This is a genomic window from Kitasatospora sp. NPDC098652, assembly GCF_044760155.1.
Taxonomy (GTDB): domain Bacteria; phylum Actinomycetota; class Actinomycetes; order Streptomycetales; family Streptomycetaceae; genus Kitasatospora.
Map to the genome: position 1 here is coordinate 13,638 of NZ_JBIWAQ010000008.1, position 21,695 is coordinate 35,332.

A 21,695-nucleotide genomic window follows, 5' to 3' on the forward strand; every position below is an offset into this window, starting at 1 on the left:
CCATGACCACCGAACTCGCCACGGCCGCGCCCCACTTCTGGCAGGGCTCGTTCATCGACGACGACGAGGCCGCCCGCCGGCTCGCCGAGCTCCCGGCGCTCGCCGCCCGCGTCCTCGCCGAACCCCTGCCCACCGAACTGGTGTTGAGCGCCTGCCAACGCCTCGCCGACTCCCTCGCCACGGCGGGCAGCCCGGTCCGCACCCGGCTCCTCGCCGAACTCGCCACCGGCGGTGTCGAGGCGGACGAAGCGGCCGCGACACTCGCCGAGATCGCCGGTGCGATCGCCCGCCCGGCCCTGGAACTCAAGCTCCGGCGCGAACTCGGCGGACTGCGCCCCGAGCGGCTCACCCGACCCGATGCCCGGGAGACCACCTTCGAGGCGTGGGCACCGGTCGGGCTGCTGGTCCACATCGCCCCCGGCAACGCCGCCGCCGTGGCCCCGCTGAGCGTGATCGAGGGCCTGCTCACCGGCAACCTCAACGTGCTCAAGACCAGCAGCAACGACACGCTGCTCCCCCAGCACCTGCTCGCCGAGCTGGCCGCCGCCGACCCGACCGGCGCCCTGGCCCGCCGGATCGTCGTGCTGCGCTTCCCCTCCGCCCGCGCCGAGTGGCTGCGCCTGCTGTGCGAGCCCGCCGACGCGGTGGCGGTGTGGGGCGGCGAGGACGCCGTCCGCTCGGTCGCCGAACTGGTCCCGCCCGGCTGCCGCCTGGTCGAGTGGGGCCACCGGATCTCCTTCGCCTACCTGACCCGTGACGCCTGGTCGGACCGGACGACCCTGGACGCGCTCGCCGCCGACGTCTGCCGCTTCGAGCAACAGGCCTGCTCCAGCCCCCAGGTGATCTACCTCGACACCGAGGGCACCACCGACGGTTCCGACGCCACCGCCGACGCAGCCGCCGACACCACCGAGGTCTTCGCCTTCGCCGAGCGCTTCGCCACCCACCTCGCTGAGGCCTCCGCCCGGCTGCCCCGCCCCGAACTCGAACCGGCCGAGCACGCCGAGGTCACCACCACCGAGCTGATCGCCCGGCTGGAGGAACACCTCGGCCTCACCAGGGTCGTAGCCGCCGAGGACGGCTCCTGGCGCGTCCTCGCCGACACCCGCCCCGCCCTGGCCGCCTCGCCGCTCCACCGCAGCGTCTGGGTCAAGCCGCTGCCCCGCGGCTCCGTGATGGCGGTGCTGCGTCCGATGCGCCGCTACCTGCAGACCGCCGCGATCGGCGGCAGCCGGGCCGACGTCGCCCGGCTGTCGCAGGCGGTGCTCGCCGCCGGCGTCCTGCGGGTCACCCCGGTCGGCGGGATGCTCGACAGCTACCACGGCGAGCCCCACGACGGCGTGTACGCGCTCCAGCGCTACAGCCGCCGGGTCAGCGTCCGCGCCGACGGGGCCTTCGCCACCGCCGCCTGCCTGGACGACCTGGCGGCCCCCGCCTTCGTCCCCGCCGCGCCGGACGGCCCGCTGCTGGACAAGGCCGGGGTCCAGGAGCAGCTGCGCACCCTCGCGCCCGAGCACGCCCACCTCCACTTCCGCAGCGGCGGCAGCTCCGGCGCCCCGGCCCTGTCGGTGTTCACCAACGCCGACTACGACACCCAGATGCGGGCCTGCGCCGACGGCCTGCTCGCCGCCGGGTTCGACCCGGCCCGGGACCGCGCCGCCAACCTGTTCTACTGCGGCGGCATGTACGGCAGCTTCATCAGCTTCTTCTCGATCCTGGAGCGCCTCAACGCCACCCAGCTCCCGATCGCCGCCGGCCCCGACCACGCCGCCACCGCCGAGGCCCTGGTGACGCACCGGGCGGACACCGTGTTCGGCATGCCCTCGTACCTCTGGCAGCTGTTCCACGACCAGGGCGCCGCGCTGCGCGCGTACGGCGGGATCCGCAAGGTCTTCTACGGCGGCGAGCACTTCACGGCGGAACAACGCCGGGTGCTCACCGAGGAGTTCGGCGTCGAGGTGATCCGCTCGGCGGCGTACGGCAGCACCGATCTGGGGCCGCTCGGCTACCAGTGCACCCACTCCGAGGGCTCGGTACACCACGTCCTGACCGACCTCCACACCCTGGAGGTCCTGGCCCCGGAGGCCGACCGCCCGGCACCCCCCGGACAGCCGGGCCGCCTGGTCTTCACCAGCCGCACCCGGGCCGGGCAGCGCCTGGAGCGGTACCAGATCGGCGACCTCGGCCGCGCCGTCGAGGGCGTCTGCCCCTGCGGCAGCCACACCCCCCGCATCGAACTCCTCGGCCGCTACGGGGACGTCGTCCGGGTCGGCACGTACTTCCTCAACGTCCGACGCCTGATCGCGGTGGCGCAGGAGGAGTTCGGCTACCAGGGCGAACTCCAACTGCTGCTGGACCCGGGCGCGGCCCGCGAGCACGCCACCGTCCGCCTCGACGAGCGCTACGCCCCGCCCGCGGCCGCCGCCCGCGCCGCGTTCCTGACCGCCGTCCCGGAACTGGGCTCGGCCGTCGCCGAGGGCCTGCTCGATCTCACGGTCGAGACCGTCGGCTCCGCGGCCTTCGAACGGACACCCACCAGCGGCAAGCTCCGGACGGTGGTCGACCGGCGGCAGCCCACACCGTGACACCGCCCTGCGCCGGGCTCGCGCCGCCCCCGGGCGGGTTCAGGCCCGGCGCAGGTCCAGCATGGCGAACACCTTGTCGTACCGGCGCTCCCCGACGGCGACGTAGTCCGGCAGTCGCCCGTACTCGGTGAAGCCGAGCGAGTGGTACAGGTGCAGCGCGTCGGCGTTGTCGCCGCGGGCGTCCAGGGTGAGCACCTCGATGCCCGCGGCCGTCGCGTCCGCGATCAGCGCCGTGGTCAGCGCCCGCCCGATGCCCCGCCCCTGGGCGGCGGCGGACACCGCGAGCTTCTCCAGCTCCGCGTGCGGACGGTGGGTCGGCCGCTGGTGTCGCAGCCAGTAACCGAACCCGACCGGCCGACCGCCCAGGTACGCCACCCGCAGCGCCCCGTCCCCGACCCGCGACCGCGCCACCACCTCCTCGACCAGCGCCGCCACCTCCTCCCCCGACGGCGGCTCCACCCACCCCAGCGCAGCGCCCCCCGCCACCAACTCCGCCAGGATCCGGTGCCCCGCCCCCGCGAACTCCCCACCCACCGCTGCCGCATCGACGATCACAAGCTCTCCCGCACTCGCGGCAACACTCACGTTCTGGCCCATGCCCGGCAGCCTAACCAAGCCCGACCGAGCGCCCCTGGTCGCGCCCCTTCGATACGCCCTGGTTGCGGGCCGAGGCCCGCACACCGATCGGGGCCGTTCCGCCCGGGGCCGGGCGGAACGGTCGGCGGGCTGTCAGGAGCGGATCTGCTTGCGGCCCTCGTCACTCCGGGTGATCTCGATCTTGCGCGGCTCGGCGTGTTCGGAGATCGGGATCCGCAGGGTCAGCACCCCCGCGTCTTTGGAGGTATACGGACTGGTGGGGGCTGCCCTGTGGCCGGCCCGCACCTCGGAGGAGCCTGCGCAGTGCATCGCCTCGGCGGAGGAGGTGTCGACAGTGATCATCACGGAATTGGCCCTGGAACGCGTGGAGTTCACCTGCGGCCACTGCTGGCACCAGTGGAGCATCGACTACGACGTCCAGCACTACCGCGATGACGAGGGCCGGGACTGGGAGTACTTCTCCCGGGACGGCATGCCGGTGGACTCGCCGTACACCCCTGCCGGGGCGCCGCCGTGCCCTGAGTGCGGACGCCACTGGGTGGGGCGCGTCGCCGCGCGCCGGCTGATCCCGGTGCCGCCGGGAGCGCTCGAAACGCCACGTCAGCGCATCGCCGACGCCGCGGGTCACCGGCCGGAGCGGCACGGCGCACCCGTGCTCGGCGCACGGGCCCACGCGCAGCCGGAGCAGCTCGGCCCCCCGGACCAACAGCCTGATGGCAGTGGCGACCCCGCAGGGGCTCGCGGCGCCCGCGCGGAGGAGGCGTGAGGTGACGGCGCGGCTGACGGTGGCCGAGCTACGCACGGCAACGAGCCGGTCAGTGGGCGTTTCGTTCCTGCTTGTCGAGGTCAGGTTCCGCGCCAGGTCGGGGTGGATTCGCCGGTGAGGCGGCGGGTCATGAGGCTGATCATCGCGACGTGGATCATGGCTTCGGAGCGCACGGGGAGGGCTTCGTAGTCGCGGGCCAGGCGACGGTGGTTCATCAGCCAGCCCAGGGTGCGTTCGACGACCCAGCGGCGGGGCTGGACGGAGAATCCCCTGGTCGTGGGGTCGCGGAGGACGATCTCGACGTCGATGCCGAGGGTTGCGCCGTGTTCGATGACGGCGTTCTTGTAGCCCATGTCGGCCCAGGCCTTGTGAACGGTGGGGTGGTCGGTGGCCACCCGGGTCAGCAGCTGCCGGCCGGCCGTGCCGTCGTGCACGCTCGCGGCGGTGACCAGCACGGCGCGCAGGAGGCCGAGGGTGTCGGTGACGATGCTCCGCTTCCTGCCGACGATCTTCTTCCCGACGTCGATGCCCTGGGTCGCGGCGGGGACCGTGGTTGCGGTCTTCACGCTCTGGGAGTCGAGGATGCAGGCCGTCGGGTCCGGGCTGCGGCCCTCGGCCGTGCGGACGAGGCGCCGGAGCAGGCCGTTGAGCTGCTCGAACACCCCGTCGCGCTGCCAGCGGGCGAAGTAGGCGTAGACGGTCTGGTGCGGCGGGTAGTCGTGCGGGAGGTAGCGCCAGGGGATGCCGGTGCGGTCGACGTAGAGGATCGCGTCCAGCAGGTCACGCAGCTCGTGCTCGGGTGGTCGCCCGAAGGCCAGGGCCCGTGCGGCACGTTCCTCGCGCCAGGCGGTGAGGGTGGGTTCGACCAGGGCCCAGCGGGCGTCGGACAGGTCGCTCGGATACGGTCGGCGGGCCGTCATGATGACGGAATACTGCGGGATCGCTGCTCTGGCCAGAGGCCGCGGCAGTCGCGGGACAAGTGCCATCGGGCCCGGCCTCCTGGGACGAGACAGGACGAGCCACACGGTTCGGACAGGCTATCCAGCACCAGCGGCACTCCAGCCACCCCGGCCTCGGGAGTCGCGCCGGACGGGCCCGCAGATCTTCCCAAGAGCCGGGATCAACTGGCATGTTCCTAGCTGAAACGCCCACTCAGTACCTGTTTCTGAAGGTGTGCGAAGCGTTCGCCCAAGCCGGGAATCGAACAGGCCTCAGGTCAGATGTCGCTGGTGATGAGGCTGGGCGTTGCCGTCGTCAACGAAGGGCGAGGCCGCCCGCTCGGGGAGTATGCACGTCACGCCGGCGGCGGGGTGAGCTTGGCGGCCACGGCGTCGAGGACCCATTCCAGGCCGGTCGCGAAGGATGTCTCGGCGTCCACGTCCGTGCCGTCATATACGGCCTTAGTCAGCGCCGGGAAGCGGCCCGTGGCCAACATCCTCGTCACATGCGGGCCGGAGGCGCGTTGCCAGTCGCGCTTGGACAGGCCAGTGGCGCGCTCGGCCCGCAGGTTCGCGATCTCGCGCCTGATCGCGCCAGTGAAGTAGGCGCTGACAGTCTCCACAGCGCGCATGACGGTGTCGATGTCGGCGAGGCCGTCCAGGGCGGCCAGCTTGGCCTCGGTCACGGCGAGGCCGTTCGGGCCCAGGGTCGGGCGGCCGCCCAGCAGGTCGGCCAACCATTCGTGACGGAGAGCGGCCTGCCTGGTGCGGTGGGCGAGGATGCACAGCGCCTCCCGCCAGCCACCAGGCTGCTCCTCGGGGAGAATCTCGGCCTGGACCTCGTCCACCATGAGGTCGAACAGTTCCTCCTTGGTGGAGATGTATCCGTACAGCCGCATCGGGCCGGCGTTCAGCTGGGCGGCGACCTTGCGCAACGACACCGCCTCCAGCCCGCCCTCGTCAGCCAGCGCGATGGCGGCGGCGACGATCCGCTCCCGGTCGAGCGGCACGGGGCGAGCCGACGGCTCCGACCGGTCCCACACAGTCATGGTCACACCGTTCTGTTGCGATGCATCGTATTGGGGAAATACAGTGTATCGATATGAGACAACGTATCGCTGTGGTTGGGAGCGGCCCTGGCGGCCTTACCTTCGCCCGTGTCCTGCACCACCATGGGTACCCCGTCGCCGTCCTCGAACGCGATCCCGCCCCCGACGCCCGCCCCCCGGGCGGCACGCTGGACCTGCACGAAGGGCTCGGCCAGCTCGCGCTGGACAAGGCGGGGCTGCTGGCGGAGTTCCAGGCACTGTCTCGCCCCGAGGGGCAGGCCATGCGCATCCTGGACACGGACGGGACCGTCCTGCGCGACTGGCGACCCCGTCCAGATGACTTGGCCAATCCCGAGATCGACCGCGGGCAACTCCGTGACCTGCTGCTCGGCCCTCTCGACGTCCAGTGGGGCCGGGGCGTGACGCAGGTGGTGCCGGGGACCCGGGATGGCGTACTGGTCCATTTCGCGGACGGGCGACAGGAGACGTTCGACCTCGTGGTCGGCGCGGACGGTGCCTGGTCCCGGGTCCGCCCGGCAGTCTCGTCGGTGACGCCGCACTACACCGGCATCACCTCGGTCGAGACCTCCCTCGACGACGTCGACACCCGCCACCCCGACCTTGCCCGGTTGATCGGCGACGGTTCCGTGGCTGTGTACGGCGTGAACCGATCTCTCGTCGCCCAGCGCAACAGCGGCGGCCACGTCAAGGTGTACGCCCGGTTTCGCGCGCCGCTGGACTGGCACGCGGACCTGGACCTGGCCGACGCCGAGGCGGTGCGATCGAGCCTGCTGGCTCTGTTCGACGGCTGGGCCGCTCCCGTCCTCGAACTCCTCCGCCACGGCCCCGCTTTCGTCCACCGCCCCCTCTACGTCCTGCCCGTGTCCCACACCTGGACCCACGTCCCCGGGGTGACGCTCCTGGGCGACGCCGCCCATCTGATGCCTCCATTGGGGGTGGGCGCGAACCTCGCGATGCTGGAAGGTGCCGAACTCGCCGAGTCCATCGCTACCGGCCCTGGAGATCTGGACGAAACCGTCCGCGCCTTCGAGGAACAGATGTGGGCACGGGCCGGCAGGTGGGCGAAGATCACGACGGCCGGTCTGGAACGCCTCGTGAGCCCGGACCCCGCCGAAGCCCTCGCCCACTTCGACCAAGTCCAGCCATCCTGACGGCCGAGGGCACCTCGCTGCGGCACTGCGCGCTGGGCTTCGCCTACCCTGGACTGCTCCCCCGCCCCTGGACTTGGCTCCAGCGTGCTGTGGGTGGGGAATCGAGGCCGGCAGGTCTGTCCCATGCCCCAGCAAGGGGTGGTCGTTTTCAACCAGCGCCATCACTGGCGGGCCGGAGCGGTGATCAGCAGCAGAGCGCGGTGCTCGCGGACCTGGCTGTGCCACTCGCGGGTGGCGGCGAACTCGCCGTCGAACCAGGTCAGGCCGCCGGGGCGGTGAATCGTCAGCCGGGCGTCGGCCGCGACGCTGGCGAATCCGCTGACGGGTCGTCGGAGGCCGTGGGAGAGTAGGTTTGACCGGTTCGTTCGACTGGTCAGGGGGTCGGCCGGTGGACCGACTCCGAGAACGATCAGTCCCGCTGGGCTTCGCGGGGCTCCGGCTGGCCCTTCCGCCGGGACTGCCTCTGGGTGATGCGTCTGGTCATGATGGTGATCGCGGCCCAGGTGATCAGCAATTCGGAGTGCTGGATGAGGCGTTCGTAGTCGCGGGCGTGTCGGCGGGCGTGCATGATCCAGGCGTGGGACCGCTCGACCACCCAGCGCCGGGGCAGGACGACGAACCCCTTCGCGTCCTTGGGCCGGCTGACCGTCTTGATCGTGAGGTTCAGGTACTTCTTCGCCCAGGTCACGAGCTGTCCGGCGTAGGCGGAGTCGGCCCAGACGATGGTGATCTCGGGGTGCATCAGCCGCAGCCGGAACAGCACTTCCTTCGCCGCGTCGCGGTCGGTCATGTCGGCCGGGGTGACCATGACGAACAGCGGCAGGCCTTTGGTGTCCACGACCAGGTGCCGCTTCCTGCCGTTGATCTTCTTGGCCGCGTCGTAGCCGCGCGAGTCGCGGCCGACGGTCTCGGCGGCCTTCACCGACTGGGAGTCGATGATGGTGGCGACCGCGCCGGGGGCTCGGCCCATGTCGCGGCGGACCCGCTCGCGCAGCTGGTCGCGGATCCGCCCGATCACACCGGCCGCTGCCCAGCGGGCCATGAATCCGTAGCAGGTCCGCCAGGGTGGGAAGTCCTTTGGGAGCGCGCGCCACTTGCAGCCGGCGTCGACGACGTAGCGGATCGCGTCCACGATCTCGCGCCGCGGGTGCTTCTCCGGGCGCCCGCCGGACTTCGTCTCGCAGGCCGGGGTGGGCAACAGCGGTTCGATCAGGGCCCACTCGTCGTCGAAGGTGTCCGACGGATAGCAGCGGTAGCGCACGGACTTTCCTTTCCGGTTCAGAGACAGGCAGTTGGCGGGCCCGGCCGTCTGCGGCGGCCGGGCCCGGAGGATCGGTGAGGGTCAGGCGTCGATGTAGTCGGCGATCACGTCGAGCGTGGACTCCACCGAGCTGAGCTGGGTGTTCAGGTGCTTGATCCAGCGGCCCTTGGGCTGCAGGACGGCGTGCGGGGCGACGACGCCGGTGATGAACCGGCGGATCTCGGTGAGCTTCTCGCGGATCACCGCGACCTCATAGGCCTGGAGTTCGGCGGGGTCGGAGCAGAACTTGTAGCCGTCCGCCCGACTCCAGATCAGCGGCGGCCAGCCCCGCTCGGCGATGGTGTCGCGCAGGCAGGCCAGCCCCGACCTGACCTGGCTCGGGCTCAACGCCGAAGCCCGACTCAGCTGGTCGAAGACTAGGCCCGCCGGGCGGGCCTCGAACAGGACCTTGCGGACGGTGTCGGCGTGCCGTTCGGCGGCCGGCGACCTGCGCTGGGAAGCGCGTGGCATCGCCTACTCGCCTTGGAGGAGACGGGCCAGCTCGCTGTCCATGTCCACCTTGCCGGTGTCCACCGCGGTCTCCACCCAGTCGAGCGTCGCCCGCATCCGCGCGCAGTTCTCCCGGATCACCGCCTGCTCGTCCTCGCCGAGCTGCCGGTCCCGCAGGCCGGGGACGACCCGGCCGGCCGCGGCGACGAAGGCGTGGCAGGCGGCCACCAGGTCCAGGAACTCCACCGTCCGGTCGATCTGCCGGATCGCCGGCGCGATCGGGCTGTTCTGCTCGAAGTGCTCGCGGGCCTACCTGCCCCGCTCGACCTGCGCGTGGTTGACCTGGTGGCGGGCGGTGTCGTCGGCCATCGCCCGGGCCGCGACGTCCGGGCGCCGCAGCAGGCCGGTGGTCACCTCCGCCGCGACGTGGTCGTCGCGGGTCAGCTCCTCGACCGCCCTCACCTTGTCCTTCGGCTGGACGTGCGCCATCACCTCGGGCCGTCGCAGCAGGTCGCCGGTCACCTTCGCCGCGACCTCCTCCGACGTGGCCAGGGTGTGGATCGCGCGGACCTTCTCCTCCGGCGAGATGGGGCGCTCGACCTGCCAGCCGAGCTTGCGCTTGGCCTCGTCCGGCGTCCACCGGCCCCGGGGCTTCGGAGGGTTGAGGATCGCTTCGAACCGCTCCGCTTCGTCCGTGATCCCCGCCAGGATCTCGTGGACTGTGAAGGAGACTCCGCTCTGCCGGCGCTCCTTCGGCCACCGCGACGCGGTCCACCTCGCGCGCCTGACCAGCGAGTAGGTCAGCCCGATGTCGTCGGCCACCCTGGCCAGCGACGCCTTGACGGTGAACATCTCCTCCGCCGGCTCGGAGCCGCCCGGCTCACGCATCGGCTCGATCTCCAGCGCGTAGTCGCCGAGCGAGAACTGCACCTGTCGGGACGTCTCCACGAGCTTCCGCAGCTCGGCGACGATCTCCTCGTATCGGCTGGCGCTGACGCTGCCGACCTTCTCCGCCTTCTCGATCTCCTGAGCCATGTGGATCACACCACCAACTCGCAGGCTGGGCGCGGCCGTTGGCCGCGACGGGACCGGCCCGCTTCCGCGCAGCAGAGTCCGGCCCAAGATGTGATGATCACAACAACAACCTTGCGGATGAACGGACTTGACCGATTAAGGCCAACTGTGCCGTTCGCTCAACGGTCACTGTGACCGTTCGCCGAACGATTCCTTCCGGGCCCGCCAGGCCCTCATCACGCACCGCCGCGAGCAGTAGACGGCGTTCGAACGCCGATCCACCCCGGCCACCCACCAGGCGTCGCACTCCGGGCACTCCACTCGGCCGGCACCGCGCAGCTCGGCCGCCACCCGCTTCCGCAGCCGCTGGTCCACCCGCCACTGCCTGGCACGACACGCCGCCGAGCAGTACACCGCGTCGGGCCGCGATTCCGGCCTCAGCCGTACGCCGCAGCCCTCGCACTTCCGCTCGCCAACCGGCCCGCTGCCCTCGGACACCAGCCCAGATTAGGGCTCCAGGCTACCCAAAACGGGGGTTCAGACACAGGTACTCAGCTTGACGTTTAACGTCCGGCGTCGAACACGCGGTCCTGACGATCACGGGTCTGCGGCCTGGGTCGAGAAGGGCAGAGTCCCGCCCAACGGCGCGAGGGTGGTCTGTCTGCACGGTTGTCGGTCCGCTCGGGCATGATCGGCTCTGATCAGACTCAGCGGTGGGGTGGTGTGGTGTGGGCGATTGGCGGACCGATCCGACCTTCGCGATGTGTCGAGCACTGGTGGATGGCGCGGAACTGGCCTCCTTCGCGGGCGGTCCGTTCGACGTGCGCGCAGTGGTGGCCGCCATCTCACCCGAGGCCAAGGACGGCTTCCTGCTCGACGAGGTCCCCTGGGAGAACCTCCCGCAGGGGGATCGTGTCAGGGAAGCCGTCCAGCTGCTGCGTGTCGGCGCGCCCGTTCGCGTCGGCACGGGCGTCGTGGGCGGCATGTGCGCCAACGACATGAGGGCCGCCGCCGCGCTCGCTGTGCCATTCATGGTGCGCATCGCCGCCGACACCCGCCACCCCCATCGGGTCGACACGCTTGCCGAGCTCTCCTCGCCGGCCCGCGCACGGCACTTCGGCGTCGCCTCCCGCGATGAACTGCTGCTCCACCGCTCCGCTACCGACGACCTCTACGACGACTACGGTGTCGAGGTGACCGGCTACCCGGCGGGCTGGTCGGTCGCCGCCGCCCGGTCCGCGATCACCGTCGACACGGTCCTGTTGCAGCCCCTTCTCGACGATCCCGATTCGACGATCCGTATCCACGCCGCCTACGCACTGGCTACCGCGGCCGACCCCCGCCGGACCGTCCGCTCAGCTCTTCGCGCCCGGTTCGCCATCGAGCAGGACCCGATCGTCCGCGCCGCCTTGGTCCTCGCCATCGCCGAGGCCACCCGGGCCCACCCCCATGTGCTGACCGCCCAGTGGATGAGCGATCAGCTGCAGGACCGGACGCAGGCACCCGAGGTCCGGCTGGCTGCCGCGATCGGTTGGCTCTGCCTCGCCGACGAACCCGCTCCCAAGGCCCTGCGCGTCGCAGTCGACGACCTCGCCACTGACGATCGCGCCCACGCCATGGAAGCCCTGCCCTGGATGGTCGCCGCCGGCGGATCCGGCGAGACAGGGCTGCAGCGCTGTGTCCGAGAGATGCTCCACCCCGAAAGGCCCGATCCGGTGGAGTTCAACGACCCGTGGGCCCCAGGCCACTGATGGCGGTAGCAAGCCACCATCGCTGCCAACCGGTTGCGGCGATCCGAGCTTGGCTTCTCGCGTCCGGCTTCGAACAAGGGGCCCGGTGATCACTCGTCCGAGTGTTGCCGAGACGGCAGCACTGCCTTCGCGTGATCCTGAACTCGACCAAGAGATAATGGATTTGACGCGAAGGTCGTAGTGGTGAGTGTGGTGGAGCAGGGTGTGCAGGGCGAGCCGTTCGCGGAACTGTCACGCTTCCGGGAGGTCTTCTACGACTGCCTGACCGGACGGCGCGATGCGCTGTTCGAGCTGGCCGACGCGGTGCTGTGCACCGACGGACCGGTGAAGACCCTGGTCGGCCTGGCGCTGGCTCCCGAGCACCGGCGCGGACACGGCGCCCTGTACGGTGCGCTGAACCGGGGCCGCCTGGACGTCGAGCGGCTGCGGGCCGAGCTGGCTGGCCTGCCGCTGCCCCGCGCCGCCGACGGCCGCCTGGTGCTCGCGGTGGACGTCTCGCCGTGGCGGCGGCCCGACGCCGACACGAGCGACGCCCGTTCGTTCTGCCACACCTACGGCCGGGGCGATGCCAGGCATCAGATGATCCCGGGCTGGCCCTACTCGTGGGTCGTTGCCCTGGAGTCAGGCCGGACCTCATGGGTCGCCCCGCTGGACGCAGTGCGGCTGCGGCCCGGCGACGACCTCGCCGCCGTCACCGCCGCACAGCTGCGGGCCTTGGTCGAGCGCCTGGTCAGCGTCGGCCAGTGGAGCCCGGGCGACCCGTTGATGCTGATCGTGGCCGACGCCGGCTACGACGTGATGCGGCTGGCCTACCTGCTGCACGACCTGCCTGTGGAGATTCTGGGCCGTCTGCGCTCGGACCGAGTGATGCGCCGCCCGGCGCCGACCCGTGCGGAGTTCGCCCTTGCCAACCCGGCCGGCGGGCGGCCACCCAAGCACGGCAGCGAGTTCATCTTCAAAGACGCCAGGACCTGGTGCGCCCCGGACGCGGAGACGAAGGCGGAGACCACCCGCTACGGCACCGCCCACGCCCAGAGCTGGGACCGGCTCCACCCGGAGCTGCAAGGGCGCGCCGCCTGGCGCGACCACCCCGGCCAGCTCCCGGTCATCGAGGGCACCGTCATCCGACTCCAAGTTGACCACTTGCCCAGCGGCGGCGACCCCAAGCCGCTATGGCTGTGGTGGTCACGGCCCACGGCCGGACCCGCGGAGGCCGACCTGGCCTGGCGGGCATTCCTGCGCAGGTTCGACATCGAGCACTTCTTCAGGATGATCAAGCAGACGCTCGGCTGGACCGCCCCGAGACTGCGGGAAGCCGAGGCGGCGGACCGCTGGACCTGGCTGATCGCGGTCGCGCACACCCAACTCCGCCTCGCCCGCCCCCTGGCCGTCGACCTGCGACGGCCCTGGGAGAAACCCGCCGAACCGAACAAGCTCACCCCCGCCCGGGTCCGACGCGGGTTCCGACACCTGCACGCCAGAACCTCAACGCCAGCCGCTGTGCCGAAACCCACCTGTCCCGGCCCCGGACGGCCGCCCGGCTCCAAGAACCGCCGCCCCGCGAACCGCTACGACGTGGGCCTGCTCTTGGCCACCGGCGAGTCCTACCGCCGACCGGCTCACCACAAAGTCGGCACCAAACCACGCCGTACTGGATAAATCACAAGCTCAGAGCTGGCGGCACAGGAAGGTTCCGGGCCGGACCCGGGCAGTTCGGGGGCAGTGCAGGGCAGCGGCATCGCACCACCGGCCGTGCTCCCGGTCGCAGGGTGCGTCACTGCTTGAAGGGAGGCCGACCTTCCTTCGCGGTCATGGTTCCACCTCCCACAGCCGGCGCAGCATCCAGGCCAGAAGGTCTCGGGGGGTCGGGTCTCCGGGGTCGCTCCGGGCGAGCGGGGATTCGGACGGTGCGAACCGCACCGGCCCGAACCGCACCGGCCCGGCCCGGACCGCCGGGCCGGACGGCCGGCCCGGTCGGCTCCCGCCTCGCGGGAACGGGGCGGCGGCCGCTGTTGCGCTGCCGGCCGCCGGGACGACGCGCACTTCCACCCGCCTGCTCCCGGCCGCACGACCTGCACGGTTGCTGCCGTGCTCGGCGTCATAGGCGGCGCGCCGCTCGGGATCATGCAGGACCTGGTAGGCGGCGACCACCTCGCGCAGCCGCTCGGCCGATCCGGGCCGGTCGGCGCCGGCATCGGGGTGCAGCAGGCGTACCAGGCCGCGGTAGGCCGAGGTGACCTGCCGCGCGGACGCCGAGGGCTCGACGCCGAGGACCGCGTAGTGATCAAGCACCGCGTAGTGATCCCGCTGGGGTCGCCCGCTGGTCATCGCAGCCGCCCTCCTCCCGTGTGCCGGTGAGTCCGCGCCCCACCTGGGAGTGCGGACCCGATCCGCAGGACAAATCCCTCCTCATTGACCTGGATAAAATCTCGGCGGACGCTTGTCAAGGCGCTGCCCAGGAGGGGCATGTTCGCTGGTGGGCGACCGCCTCCGCAGTCGACTTCGCCGGCCCCTACCTGCTGGCGCACCAGGACGTACTGATCCGGGCGGACGACGACTCCATCAAGAAGCCGGAGGACCTGAACAGCAAGAAGCTCTGCTCGGTCACCGGCTCCACCTCGGCGCAGAACGTGAAGACGAGGATCGCGCCGAACGCCCAGCTGCAGGAGTACGGCGGCTACTCGGAGTGCCTCACCGGTCTGGAGAACAAGGTCATCGACGCCCTCACCACCGATGACTCGATCCTCGCCGGTTACGCCGCGCAGGCCGACTTCAAGGGCAAGTTCAAGCTCGGCGGCTTCAAGATGAGCAACGAGAACTACGGCATCGGCGTCCAGAAGGGCAGCGATCTCAAGGCGAAGATCAACACCGCCCTGGAGAAGATGGTCCAGGACGGCTCCTGGGACGCGTTCGTCAAGAAGAACTTCGGTCCGGCCGACTACCACAACGAGCCCGCGCCGAAGATCGGCGTCATCGTCAGCTGAGGCCGCTACCCACGGCGCGCCGCGCTCGAAGCGGCGCGCCTCGCCCTTCCCGCACCCAGCAGGCCGGGAGTCACAGAACGTGTTCGACTTTCTCAACCGCTATGACCTGTTGGGGGCCTTCTGGGTGACGGTGCAGCTCACCTTCTACTCCGCCATCGGGGCCCTGGTCTGGGGAACCGTGCTCGCGGCCATGCGGGTGAGCCCGGTCCCGCTGATGCGTGGCTTCGGCACCGCCTACGTCAACACAGTCCGGAACATCCCCCTCACCGTGATCATCGTCTTCACCTCACTCGGCCTGTTCCAGACGCTCGGCGTCACGCTCGGCGCCGGCAACTTCAAGACGATCGACTTCCGGCTCGCCGTGCTCGGCCTGATCACCTACACCTCCGCGTTCGTCTGCGAGGCCCTGCGCTCGGGCATCAACACGGTGCCGATCGGTCAGACCGAGGCGGCGCGCGCCCTCGGCCTGACCTTCCCCCAGGTGCTGACGCTCATCGTCCTTCCGCAGGCCTTCCGTTCCGTGGTGGGCCCCCTGGCGAACGTCCTGATCGCCCTGACCAAGAACACGACGGTGGCCGCCGCCATCGGCGTCGCCGAGGCCGCGGCGCTGATGCGGGAGATGATCGAGAACGAGGCCCAACTCCTGCTCATCTCCGCCATCTTCGCGTTCGGGTTCAGCTGCCTCACCCTCCCGACCGGGCTGATCCTCGGCTGGGTGAGCAAGACGGTGTCGGTCCGGCGATGAGTCCGTCGTCCGTCCTGTACGACGCGCCGGGGCCGCGAGCCAGACGGCGCAACGCGGTGTCGACGGTGCTGTTCCTGGTCGCCCTGGCCGCTCTGGCCTGGTGGGTGGTCCAGAGCCTCGCCGACAAGAACCAGCTCGAATGGGTCAAGTGGCGGCCCTTCTTCACGGACTCCCGCGCCTGGGGTACGTACCTGCTGCCGGGGCACCAGAACACCGTCATCGCCGCATCGCTCGCCATGGTCATCGCGCTGCCGCTCGGAGCTCTGTTCGGCATCGCCCGGCTCTCCGACCACCGGTGGGTGCGGGGTGCGGCCGGGACCGTCGTGGAGTTCTTCCGCGCCATCCCGGTGCTGATCCTGATGCTCTTCGCGAACGCGGCGTACGCCCAGTACACCAACGTCGGCTCGGACAGCCGACCGCTGTACGCCGTGGTCACCGGTCTCGTCCTCTACAACGCCTCGGTGCTCGCGGAGATCGTCCGGGCCGGAATCCTGGCCCTCCCCCAGGGCCAGAGCGACGCGGCCATGGCGCTCGGCATGCGCAAGAACCAGGTCATGCGCCACGTGCTGCTGCCGCAGGCGGTCACGGCGATGCTGCCGGCGATCGTCAGTCAGCTGGTCGTCATCGTGAAGGACACCGCGCTGGGCGGCGCACTGCTCGGCTTCTCCGAGCTGCTGGCGTCGGTCCGCCCGCTGAGCGCGAACTACGGCGCGAACACCATCGCCGCCTTCTCCGTCGTCGCGGTGGTCTTCGTCCTCGTGAACCTCACGCTCACGACCTTCGCCGGCCGGCTGGAGGGCAGGCTCCGACACGGCAGGAGGTCCACCGGCGCGGTGGTCGGCGCGCACGCGGTCGAGGATCTGGCGACACCGGGCGAGCACCTGGGCCCCGACGAACTCGGCGGAGCGGGCGGCGCCTCCGGCAGATGAGTACGCGCGGATCCGAAGCCGAAGCCGAGGCCGTGGGCGCCGGCAGACCGGCGGTTTCGCCATCCACCCGTTCAGCGGTGGACCGGGGTGGTCGCGTGGTGTCGGTGGCGCACCCGGGGCCACCGGGGTGGTAATCCCTGGATCCCCTGACAATGCGGCGGAGGTACGAGCATGGCGGAGATCGTGACCGAGGCGGGCCGACTGGTGGTGCGCCTGACGGCGTGGGAGCGGATCGAGGCGATGCACAGCGACATCGCCGTGCCGCTGACCGCCATCCGCTCGGTGTCGGTGGAGGATCAGCCGCTGACGGCGGCACACGGCCTGCGCGCGCCGGGAACCAGCGTTCCGGGCGTCGTCAAGGCCGGGACCTGGCGAAGTTCGACCGAGGGACGACAGTTCGTCCTGGCGAGTCGGGGCCGACGGGCCGTACGCATCGAACTGGCGGAGGACGGCGGCGACTTCGACGTGCTCCTGGTGGCCGTCCCGGACCCGGAGGCCGTGGTCGCGCAGGTCCGGGCGGCTGCGGGCCTCTGAGGACGCGACTGTCCGCCGTCAACCGCTTGATCTCTGTCCCAGGAGTGAACCCATGTACAGGAGTGAACCCGTGTCTCCGTCCGCGCCCTCGAACCGTCCGGCCGTCCGACTGGCCTCGGCGATCGCTCTGCTCACCGCGCTGGGCCTGACCGCTGGCTGCGGCTCCGGCGACAAGCCCGAGCCCACGCCGGCCGGCGGCCGGGCCGCCGCCAGCGCCGCCGCCAGCGCCGTCGTCAGCGCCGCCGCCCAGGTCGAGGCGACCCCGGCGGCCGCCTCGGCCTCCCCGTCCGCGCCCGGGTCGCCCACGGCCCCGGGCGACCAACAGGTGTCCTTCGTCGTCAACGGCACCACCACCTACGGCACCCTGCACATCCCGCCGAACGCGACCGGAGCGAAGATGCCGGCCGCGCTGTTGCTGCCCGGCAGTGGGCCCACGGACCGCAACGGCAACCAGCCCCCGCAGTTGATGCCCGACACCCTCGCCGACATCGCCCAGCAGATGGGCGACGACGGCATCATGACCCTGCGATACGACAAGTACGGCACCGGCCAGACCGGCCTCGGCACCTACGCGGGCAACCCGGGCGGCCTCGACCTGAACTCCTTCGTCCAACAGGCCACCGCCGCCTACCAGTTCCTCGCCGGCCAGCCCGGCGCCGACCCACAGCGGCTGCTCATCGCCGGCCACAGCGAGGGCGCGATGATCGCCCTGGAGGTCCAGCAGGCCGCGAAACCGGCCGTGGCCGGACTGGCGCTGCTGGAGCCCCAGGACGAGCGACTGCTCGACCTCGTCACTCTTCAGGTGGATCAGCAGGTGGACGCCGCCGTCTCGGCCGGGCAGCTCGGCTCCGCCGAGGCCACCACCGTCAAGACCGCCGTGACCAACGGGGTGTCGAGCATCCGGGCCGGCAACCCCGCCGACACCACGGGCATGCCCGGGGCGATCGCGACGGTGTTCCAGAGCCTCAACGCCAACCTCGCCTTCGCTCGCACCGACGACGCCGTGTACCCGCCGGACCTGGCGGCCAAGCTGCCCTCCAGCACCAAGGTGATGGTGACCTGCGGCACCGCCGACACCCAGATTCCGTGCTCGACCACCGGCCCGCTGGTCAGCGCCCTCAAGACGGCCGGCACCGGCGGGCCCGGCCTGGTCACCCTCCCCGACGTCACCCACCTCCTCCAGCCGGCCGGGTCGCCCCCCACCACCAACACCCTCGCCCCGGCGGCCCAGCAGGCCATCCACACCTTCGACCAGCTCTGGCAGTGAAACCGGACCGACACCTCTGGCGTGCCAGGGGCTTCAACCGTCTCGTCCTCCGCGTTCGTCCTCTCGTGCGCTCCCGCCTCCGCCCGGGTGCCCGCCGCGAACTGGGCTTCACGCTGGTGTCGGCGGCCGCGTTGTGGTGGCTGGACCTGCTCGTGCTGTTCTTCTCCTTCGGGGTGCCGGCGCTCTGCTTCGAGGCCGTCGACGGCGACACCTGGCCGTGGGCCGTCTTCGGGTCCTTCGTGCTGCTGGCCTCGCCGTACACGGTGACCTCCTGGGCCGGTGCCCGCGCCGCGCTCGCGCGTACCCTGCGCGCCCCGCGCGACGAGGAACTCGGCAGCGCGCTGCGGGAGGTGCACGCGTCCCGGGTGCGGCTGACGGACGCATTCGACGCCGAACGGGTACGGCTCGAGCGGGACCTGCACGACGGCGCGCAGCAGCGGCTCATCTGCCTGGGGATGACGCTCGGACTGATGCACCTGGACGTCCCGCCGGGATCGCCGCTGAGTGGGCAGCTGACCGAAGCACAGAAGCAACTGTTTGCCGCACACGAGGAGTTGCGCATCCTGGTCCGCGGCCTGCCCCCCCGTGCTGGCGGACCACGGGCTGGCCGCCGCGATACGGGAGCAGGCAAGCCGGTTCCCTCTCCCGGTCGAGGTGGACCTGGACCTGCCCGGGCGACTGCCCCGGCAGGTGGAGACCAACGTCTACTACCTGATCAGCGAGGCCATGACCAACATCGCACGCCACAGTGGCGCCGAGACCGCCAAGGTGTCCGGCCGATACCACGCGGACCTGCTCGTCCTGGAGGTCACGGATGACGGATGCGCGGCGCGGACCCAACCCTCGGCAGCGGTCTGACCGGGCTCGCCGCACGCGAGGTGAGGGCCTGAAGTCGCAAGGCCGCCCTTCCCTACACAACCGACCCGCAGCTGAATCACTGGGGACGGGCTACGGACTTGTCGAACACCCTGTCCTCTGCCTTGAGTCCGGGGCTCAGCTGCTGCGGGCCGCGCCGTCCAGAGGGCCTCTCGGCCAACGCCGAGGGGCCGCACATCCCGCAGCAACTGAGGACCAACTACATTGAGCGCCTGGCTGGATGAGTGGCGATCAGGTCGCGGTACCAGGCGTACGAGGCCTTCGGGGTCCGCTCCTGCGTCTCGAAGTCGACGTGGACGAGGCCGAAGCGCTGATGGTAGCCCTCGGCCCATTCGAAGTTGTCGAGGAGGGACCAGGTGTAGTAGCCGCGGATGTCGAGACCTTGGGCGGTGGCCTGGGCGAGGGCGTCGAGGTGGGCGGCCAGGTAGTCGATGCGGGGCTGGTCGGGGACGGTCTCCTCGGTGACGGAGCAGCCGTTCTCGGTGATGGTGATGGGCGGGAGGGCCTTGCCATAGGTGTCGCGGAGGTGGAGGAGGAGGCGGGTGAGGGCGTCGGGGACGACGGGCCAGCCGAAGGCGGTGTGGGGGGCTTCGGGGATGTCGACGAGGTCGAAGGGGAGGTCCGGGGTGGTGGGGGCGGCGACGCGGGTGGGGTTGTAGAAGTTGAGGCCGAGGGCGTCGAGGCCGGGGGTGTGGATGAGGTCGAGGTCGCCGTCGTGCACGGCGCCGTAGATGTCGTCGGGGACGCCGAGGGCGGAGAGGTCTGGGTAGCGGCCGAGGAGGAGGGGGTCGGTGAACAGCCGGTTGTGGAGGGCGTCGTAGGCCTCGGCGGCGGCCTGGTCGGCGGCGGAGTCGGAGGCCGGTTCGACGGGGGTGAGGTTGTTGGAGAGCATCACCTCCAGGCCGCGGTCGTGGAGGATCGCGGCGGCCAGGCCGTGGCCGAGCAGCTGGTGGTGGGCGGCCGGCAGGGCCTGGAACATCAGGGTGCGGCCGGGGGCGTGGGTGCCCAGGGCGTAGCCGAAGACGGTGTGGACGAAGGGCTCGTTGAGGGTGATCCAGGCGGGGATGCGGTCGCCGAGGCGGTCGGTGACGACGGCGGCGTAGTCGGCGAAGCGGTACGCGGTGTCGCGGTCGAGCCAGCCGCCGGTGTCCTCCAGGGCCTGCGGGAGGTCCCAGTGGAAGAGGGTGGGCAGCGGGGTGATGCCCGCCTCCAGCAGTGCGTCCACGAGTCGGTCGTAGAAGGCGAGTCCGGCCGGGTTGACGGCGCCCGCGCCGGTGGGCAGGACCCGGGACCAGGAGACGGAGAAGCGGTAGCCGTCCAGCCCCAGGCCCTTCATCAGGGCGATGTCCTCGGGGTACCGGTGGTAGTGGTCACAGGCCACCGCCCCCGTGTGCCCGTCGCGAATGACCCCGGGGCGGGCGGTGAACGTGTCCCAGACGGAGGGGCCTCGGCCGTCCTCGTCGACCGCCCCCTCGATCTGGTAGGCGGCGGTGGCGGCGCCCCAGCGGAACCCCGCCGGTAGGTCGTAGCGATCCGGCATGACAGCCTCCTGACAAGAAATGCGAGGAGGCCTCATGTTATCGACGTGGCCTCAGAACGCCAGAGGACCGTCGCCCACGTGCCGGAGACTCCACAACCGGCCCCCGGAGCCCCCTTGACCCCCAGTCATTTGAGGCAAGAGCTCGCTGCTGGGCCACGCCGTCGCGCTGGCGGAGCAGGAGGGCCACGTGGTGGTCCGGGCCGCCGAGCTCAGCGAGAACCACACCGACCGGTCCCGGCGCCTGACGGACGCGGCCTTCGTCGCCGGTCACGCCGCCCGCCTCGGCCAGGCGCACCGGCTGGTCCAGGCGGACCTCGCGCCCGGCTCGACGGAGTCGCCGGCCTCAGTGCTGGCGGCCGCCTACCGGGCGCTCTACCAGGACGGGGACGTCCGTTCCACGCACCGCCAGGTCTCGGCCGAGATCGAGCAGGCCCGGGCGCACGCCCTTGCCGCCCGCGACGCCGGTCTGCCGTCCGTGTCGCCCCGCCTGGCGCTGATCACCTACGGCGCGCTGGCGATGACCGCCGAGGACGAGCGGGAGGCCGCCGAGATGTTCGTCCGGGCCGAGTCCCACCCGGACGCCGCCCGCTTCCCGGAGGAGAAGGCGGTGCCGTCGGCGTACCGGGCGGTGGACGCCCACGACCCCGACGCGCTGGCGGTCAGGTTCGCCTGTCTGGCGGCGGATCTGGCTCTCTGAGCGCAGCGGGTCACGTACGACAGAGTTCGGGTCCGTCCCCGCCCGGGGGACGGACCCGAACCTGTTGTACCGCAGGTCTCAGCCGCGCGAGGGGCGAACGCAGCGGAAGCTGCTCGCGACGTTCGGGTCACCGTGGCCGGTGTAGCGGGAGACCATCGGGTAGCGGCACAGGTCACGGGCGACGGTCTCACCAGTGGCGGTGGTCAGGGCGGCGTGCAGGACCGCCGGTGCCTTGCCGTGCTCGACCCAGGCGGTCAGTGACGCCAGGTCGTCGACCTTGCCACCGTCCAGGCCGCAGTGCGAGACGCCCGGTGCCAGGAAGAGCCGGTAGAAGTCGTCGACCTTCCTCGTGCCGGTCATCTCCTCGTCCACGCGCTTGCGGTAGTCGACCGTGCCCGCGGTGGGGATCAGCTGGTCGGCGTCGCCGTGCCAGGTGATCAGCTTGCCGCGGAACCTGGTCGTCCAGGTCGCGGAACCGCGGGCTGAAGCGACGAGTGCACG

17 protein-coding genes and 6 pseudogenes are annotated in these 21,695 nt (G+C 71.3%); 13 read left to right on the plus strand and 10 right to left on the minus strand.

Going from position 1 to position 21,695, the window contains the following annotated elements:
- Positions 1–2: 2 nt before the first annotated feature.
- Positions 3–2,585 carry an acyl-CoA reductase gene (locus tag ACIQWA_RS19035; RefSeq protein WP_402484282.1) on the plus strand — a complete coding sequence of 861 codons (2,583 nt, stop codon included), beginning with the start codon at positions 3–5 and terminating at the stop codon, positions 2,583–2,585.
- Between the two features lie 39 nt (positions 2,586–2,624).
- Here ACIQWA_RS19035 and ACIQWA_RS19040 read toward each other — a convergent pair whose 3' ends face one another.
- A complete protein-coding gene (locus ACIQWA_RS19040) occupies positions 2,625–3,182 on the minus strand; it encodes a GNAT family N-acetyltransferase (protein ID WP_402483890.1) in 558 nt (185 codons plus the stop codon).
- Positions 3,183–3,314: 132 nt separating this feature from the next.
- Positions 3,315–3,419: pseudogene (locus tag ACIQWA_RS19045) on the minus strand (Hsp20/alpha crystallin family protein); the annotation flags it as partial.
- A gap of 97 nt (positions 3,420–3,516) precedes the next feature.
- Between ACIQWA_RS19045 and ACIQWA_RS19050 the strand changes: the two are divergent.
- Complete coding sequence (locus ACIQWA_RS19050; protein WP_402483892.1) at positions 3,517–3,948, plus strand: hypothetical protein; 432 nt, start codon at positions 3,517–3,519, stop codon at positions 3,946–3,948.
- Positions 3,949–4,028: 80 nt separating this feature from the next.
- Here ACIQWA_RS19050 and ACIQWA_RS19055 read toward each other — a convergent pair whose 3' ends face one another.
- Together ACIQWA_RS19055 and ACIQWA_RS19060 are read right to left on the minus strand one after the other, a co-directional pair.
- Positions 4,029–4,868 (minus strand): IS5 family transposase, encoded by an 840-nt coding sequence (locus ACIQWA_RS19055; RefSeq protein WP_402483894.1) that lies wholly within the window; start codon positions 4,866–4,868, stop codon positions 4,029–4,031.
- 374 nt (positions 4,869–5,242) lie between these two features.
- Positions 5,243–5,935, minus strand: a complete 693-nt coding sequence (locus ACIQWA_RS19060) for a TetR/AcrR family transcriptional regulator (protein ID WP_402483896.1) — start codon at positions 5,933–5,935, stop codon at positions 5,243–5,245.
- 53 nt (positions 5,936–5,988) lie between these two features.
- On the opposite strand from ACIQWA_RS19060, the gene ACIQWA_RS19065 reads away from it, so the two are divergent.
- Complete coding sequence (locus ACIQWA_RS19065) at positions 5,989–7,107, plus strand: FAD-dependent oxidoreductase (protein ID WP_402483898.1); 1,119 nt, start codon at positions 5,989–5,991, stop codon at positions 7,105–7,107.
- A gap of 452 nt (positions 7,108–7,559) precedes the next feature.
- Here the strand turns inward: ACIQWA_RS19065 and ACIQWA_RS19070 are convergent.
- The 3 genes and pseudogenes from ACIQWA_RS19070 to ACIQWA_RS19080 form a co-directional block, all read right to left on the minus strand.
- Positions 7,560–8,368: pseudogene (locus tag ACIQWA_RS19070) on the minus strand (IS5 family transposase); the annotation flags it as partial.
- An 81-nt stretch (positions 8,369–8,449) separates the two neighbouring features.
- Complete coding sequence (locus ACIQWA_RS19075; RefSeq protein WP_402483900.1) at positions 8,450–8,878, minus strand: RacP protein; 429 nt, start codon at positions 8,876–8,878, stop codon at positions 8,450–8,452.
- Between the two features lie 3 nt (positions 8,879–8,881).
- Positions 8,882–9,892: pseudogene (locus tag ACIQWA_RS19080) on the minus strand (DUF6192 family protein).
- 707 nt (positions 9,893–10,599) lie between these two features.
- On the opposite strand from ACIQWA_RS19080, the gene ACIQWA_RS19085 reads away from it, so the two are divergent.
- On the plus strand, positions 10,600–11,622 hold the full coding sequence (locus ACIQWA_RS19085) for a hypothetical protein (RefSeq protein WP_402483902.1): 1,023 nt from the start codon (positions 10,600–10,602) through the stop codon (positions 11,620–11,622).
- A 183-nt stretch (positions 11,623–11,805) separates the two neighbouring features.
- Positions 11,806–13,281, plus strand: a complete 1,476-nt coding sequence (locus ACIQWA_RS19090; RefSeq protein ID WP_402483904.1) for an NF041680 family putative transposase — start codon at positions 11,806–11,808, stop codon at positions 13,279–13,281.
- Positions 13,282–13,431: 150 nt separating this feature from the next.
- Here ACIQWA_RS19090 and ACIQWA_RS19095 read toward each other — a convergent pair whose 3' ends face one another.
- Positions 13,432–13,950 (minus strand): J domain-containing protein, encoded by a 519-nt coding sequence (locus ACIQWA_RS19095; RefSeq protein WP_402483906.1) that lies wholly within the window; start codon positions 13,948–13,950, stop codon positions 13,432–13,434.
- Between the two features lie 167 nt (positions 13,951–14,117).
- Here ACIQWA_RS19095 and ACIQWA_RS19100 point away from each other — a divergent pair.
- The 7 genes and pseudogenes from ACIQWA_RS19100 to ACIQWA_RS19130 all read left to right on the plus strand — a co-directional run.
- Positions 14,118–14,606 (plus strand): annotated as a pseudogene (locus ACIQWA_RS19100) (transporter substrate-binding domain-containing protein); the annotation flags it as partial.
- 79 nt (positions 14,607–14,685) lie between these two features.
- The gene (locus tag ACIQWA_RS19105) at positions 14,686–15,351 is read left to right on the plus strand and encodes an amino acid ABC transporter permease (protein WP_402483908.1); all 666 of its coding nucleotides are present in this window, start codon (positions 14,686–14,688) and stop codon (positions 15,349–15,351) included.
- Complete coding sequence (locus ACIQWA_RS19110) at positions 15,348–16,280, plus strand: amino acid ABC transporter permease (protein WP_402483910.1); 933 nt, start codon at positions 15,348–15,350, stop codon at positions 16,278–16,280. The genes ACIQWA_RS19105 and ACIQWA_RS19110 overlap by 4 nt, the downstream gene beginning before the upstream one ends.
- A gap of 171 nt (positions 16,281–16,451) precedes the next feature.
- Positions 16,452–16,814, plus strand: coding sequence for a hypothetical protein (locus tag ACIQWA_RS19115; RefSeq protein ID WP_402483912.1), 363 nt, complete (start codon positions 16,452–16,454; stop codon positions 16,812–16,814).
- Between the two features lie 70 nt (positions 16,815–16,884).
- On the plus strand, positions 16,885–18,081 hold the full coding sequence (locus ACIQWA_RS19120) for an alpha/beta hydrolase family protein (protein WP_402483914.1): 1,197 nt from the start codon (positions 16,885–16,887) through the stop codon (positions 18,079–18,081).
- 365 nt (positions 18,082–18,446) lie between these two features.
- Positions 18,447–18,608, plus strand: a pseudogene (locus ACIQWA_RS19125) (histidine kinase); the annotation flags it as partial.
- Positions 18,609–18,666: 58 nt separating this feature from the next.
- The gene (locus ACIQWA_RS19130; protein WP_402484306.1) at positions 18,667–18,939 is read left to right on the plus strand and encodes a hypothetical protein; all 273 of its coding nucleotides are present in this window, start codon (positions 18,667–18,669) and stop codon (positions 18,937–18,939) included.
- A gap of 217 nt (positions 18,940–19,156) precedes the next feature.
- Here ACIQWA_RS19130 and ACIQWA_RS19135 read toward each other — a convergent pair whose 3' ends face one another.
- Positions 19,157–20,497 carry a GH1 family beta-glucosidase gene (locus tag ACIQWA_RS19135; RefSeq protein ID WP_402483916.1) on the minus strand — a complete coding sequence of 447 codons (1,341 nt, stop codon included), beginning with the start codon at positions 20,495–20,497 and terminating at the stop codon, positions 19,157–19,159.
- A 187-nt stretch (positions 20,498–20,684) separates the two neighbouring features.
- On the opposite strand from ACIQWA_RS19135, the gene ACIQWA_RS19140 reads away from it, so the two are divergent.
- Positions 20,685–21,194, plus strand: a complete 510-nt coding sequence (locus tag ACIQWA_RS19140) for a hypothetical protein (RefSeq protein WP_402483918.1) — start codon at positions 20,685–20,687, stop codon at positions 21,192–21,194.
- A gap of 78 nt (positions 21,195–21,272) precedes the next feature.
- On the opposite strand, the pseudogene ACIQWA_RS19145 reads toward ACIQWA_RS19140, so the two are convergent.
- Positions 21,273–21,641 (minus strand): annotated as a pseudogene (locus ACIQWA_RS19145) (tannase/feruloyl esterase family alpha/beta hydrolase); the annotation flags it as partial.
- Between the last annotated feature and the right edge of the window lie 54 nt (positions 21,642–21,695).

Bases quoted from the DNA above. Each gene is read 5' to 3' on its own strand.
- ACIQWA_RS19035 (WP_402484282.1), top strand. From the start codon at position 3: ATGACCACCGAACTCGCCACGGCCGCGCCCCACTTCTGGCAGGGCTCG.
- ACIQWA_RS19040 (WP_402483890.1), bottom strand. From the start codon at position 3,182: ATGGGCCAGAACGTGAGTGTTGCCGCGAGTGCGGGAGAGCTTGTGATC.
- ACIQWA_RS19055 (WP_402483894.1), bottom strand. From the start codon at position 4,868: ATGACGGCCCGCCGACCGTATCCGAGCGACCTGTCCGACGCCCGCTGG.
- ACIQWA_RS19060 (WP_402483896.1), bottom strand. From the start codon at position 5,935: ATGACTGTGTGGGACCGGTCGGAGCCGTCGGCTCGCCCCGTGCCGCTC.
- ACIQWA_RS19065 (WP_402483898.1), top strand. From the start codon at position 5,989: ATGAGACAACGTATCGCTGTGGTTGGGAGCGGCCCTGGCGGCCTTACC.
- ACIQWA_RS19075 (WP_402483900.1), bottom strand. From the start codon at position 8,878: ATGCCACGCGCTTCCCAGCGCAGGTCGCCGGCCGCCGAACGGCACGCC.
- ACIQWA_RS19095 (WP_402483906.1), bottom strand. From the start codon at position 13,950: ATGACCAGCGGGCGACCCCAGCGGGATCACTACGCGGTGCTTGATCAC.
- ACIQWA_RS19110 (WP_402483910.1), top strand. From the start codon at position 15,348: ATGAGTCCGTCGTCCGTCCTGTACGACGCGCCGGGGCCGCGAGCCAGA.
- ACIQWA_RS19115 (WP_402483912.1), top strand. From the start codon at position 16,452: ATGGCGGAGATCGTGACCGAGGCGGGCCGACTGGTGGTGCGCCTGACG.
- ACIQWA_RS19135 (WP_402483916.1), bottom strand. From the start codon at position 20,497: ATGCCGGATCGCTACGACCTACCGGCGGGGTTCCGCTGGGGCGCCGCC.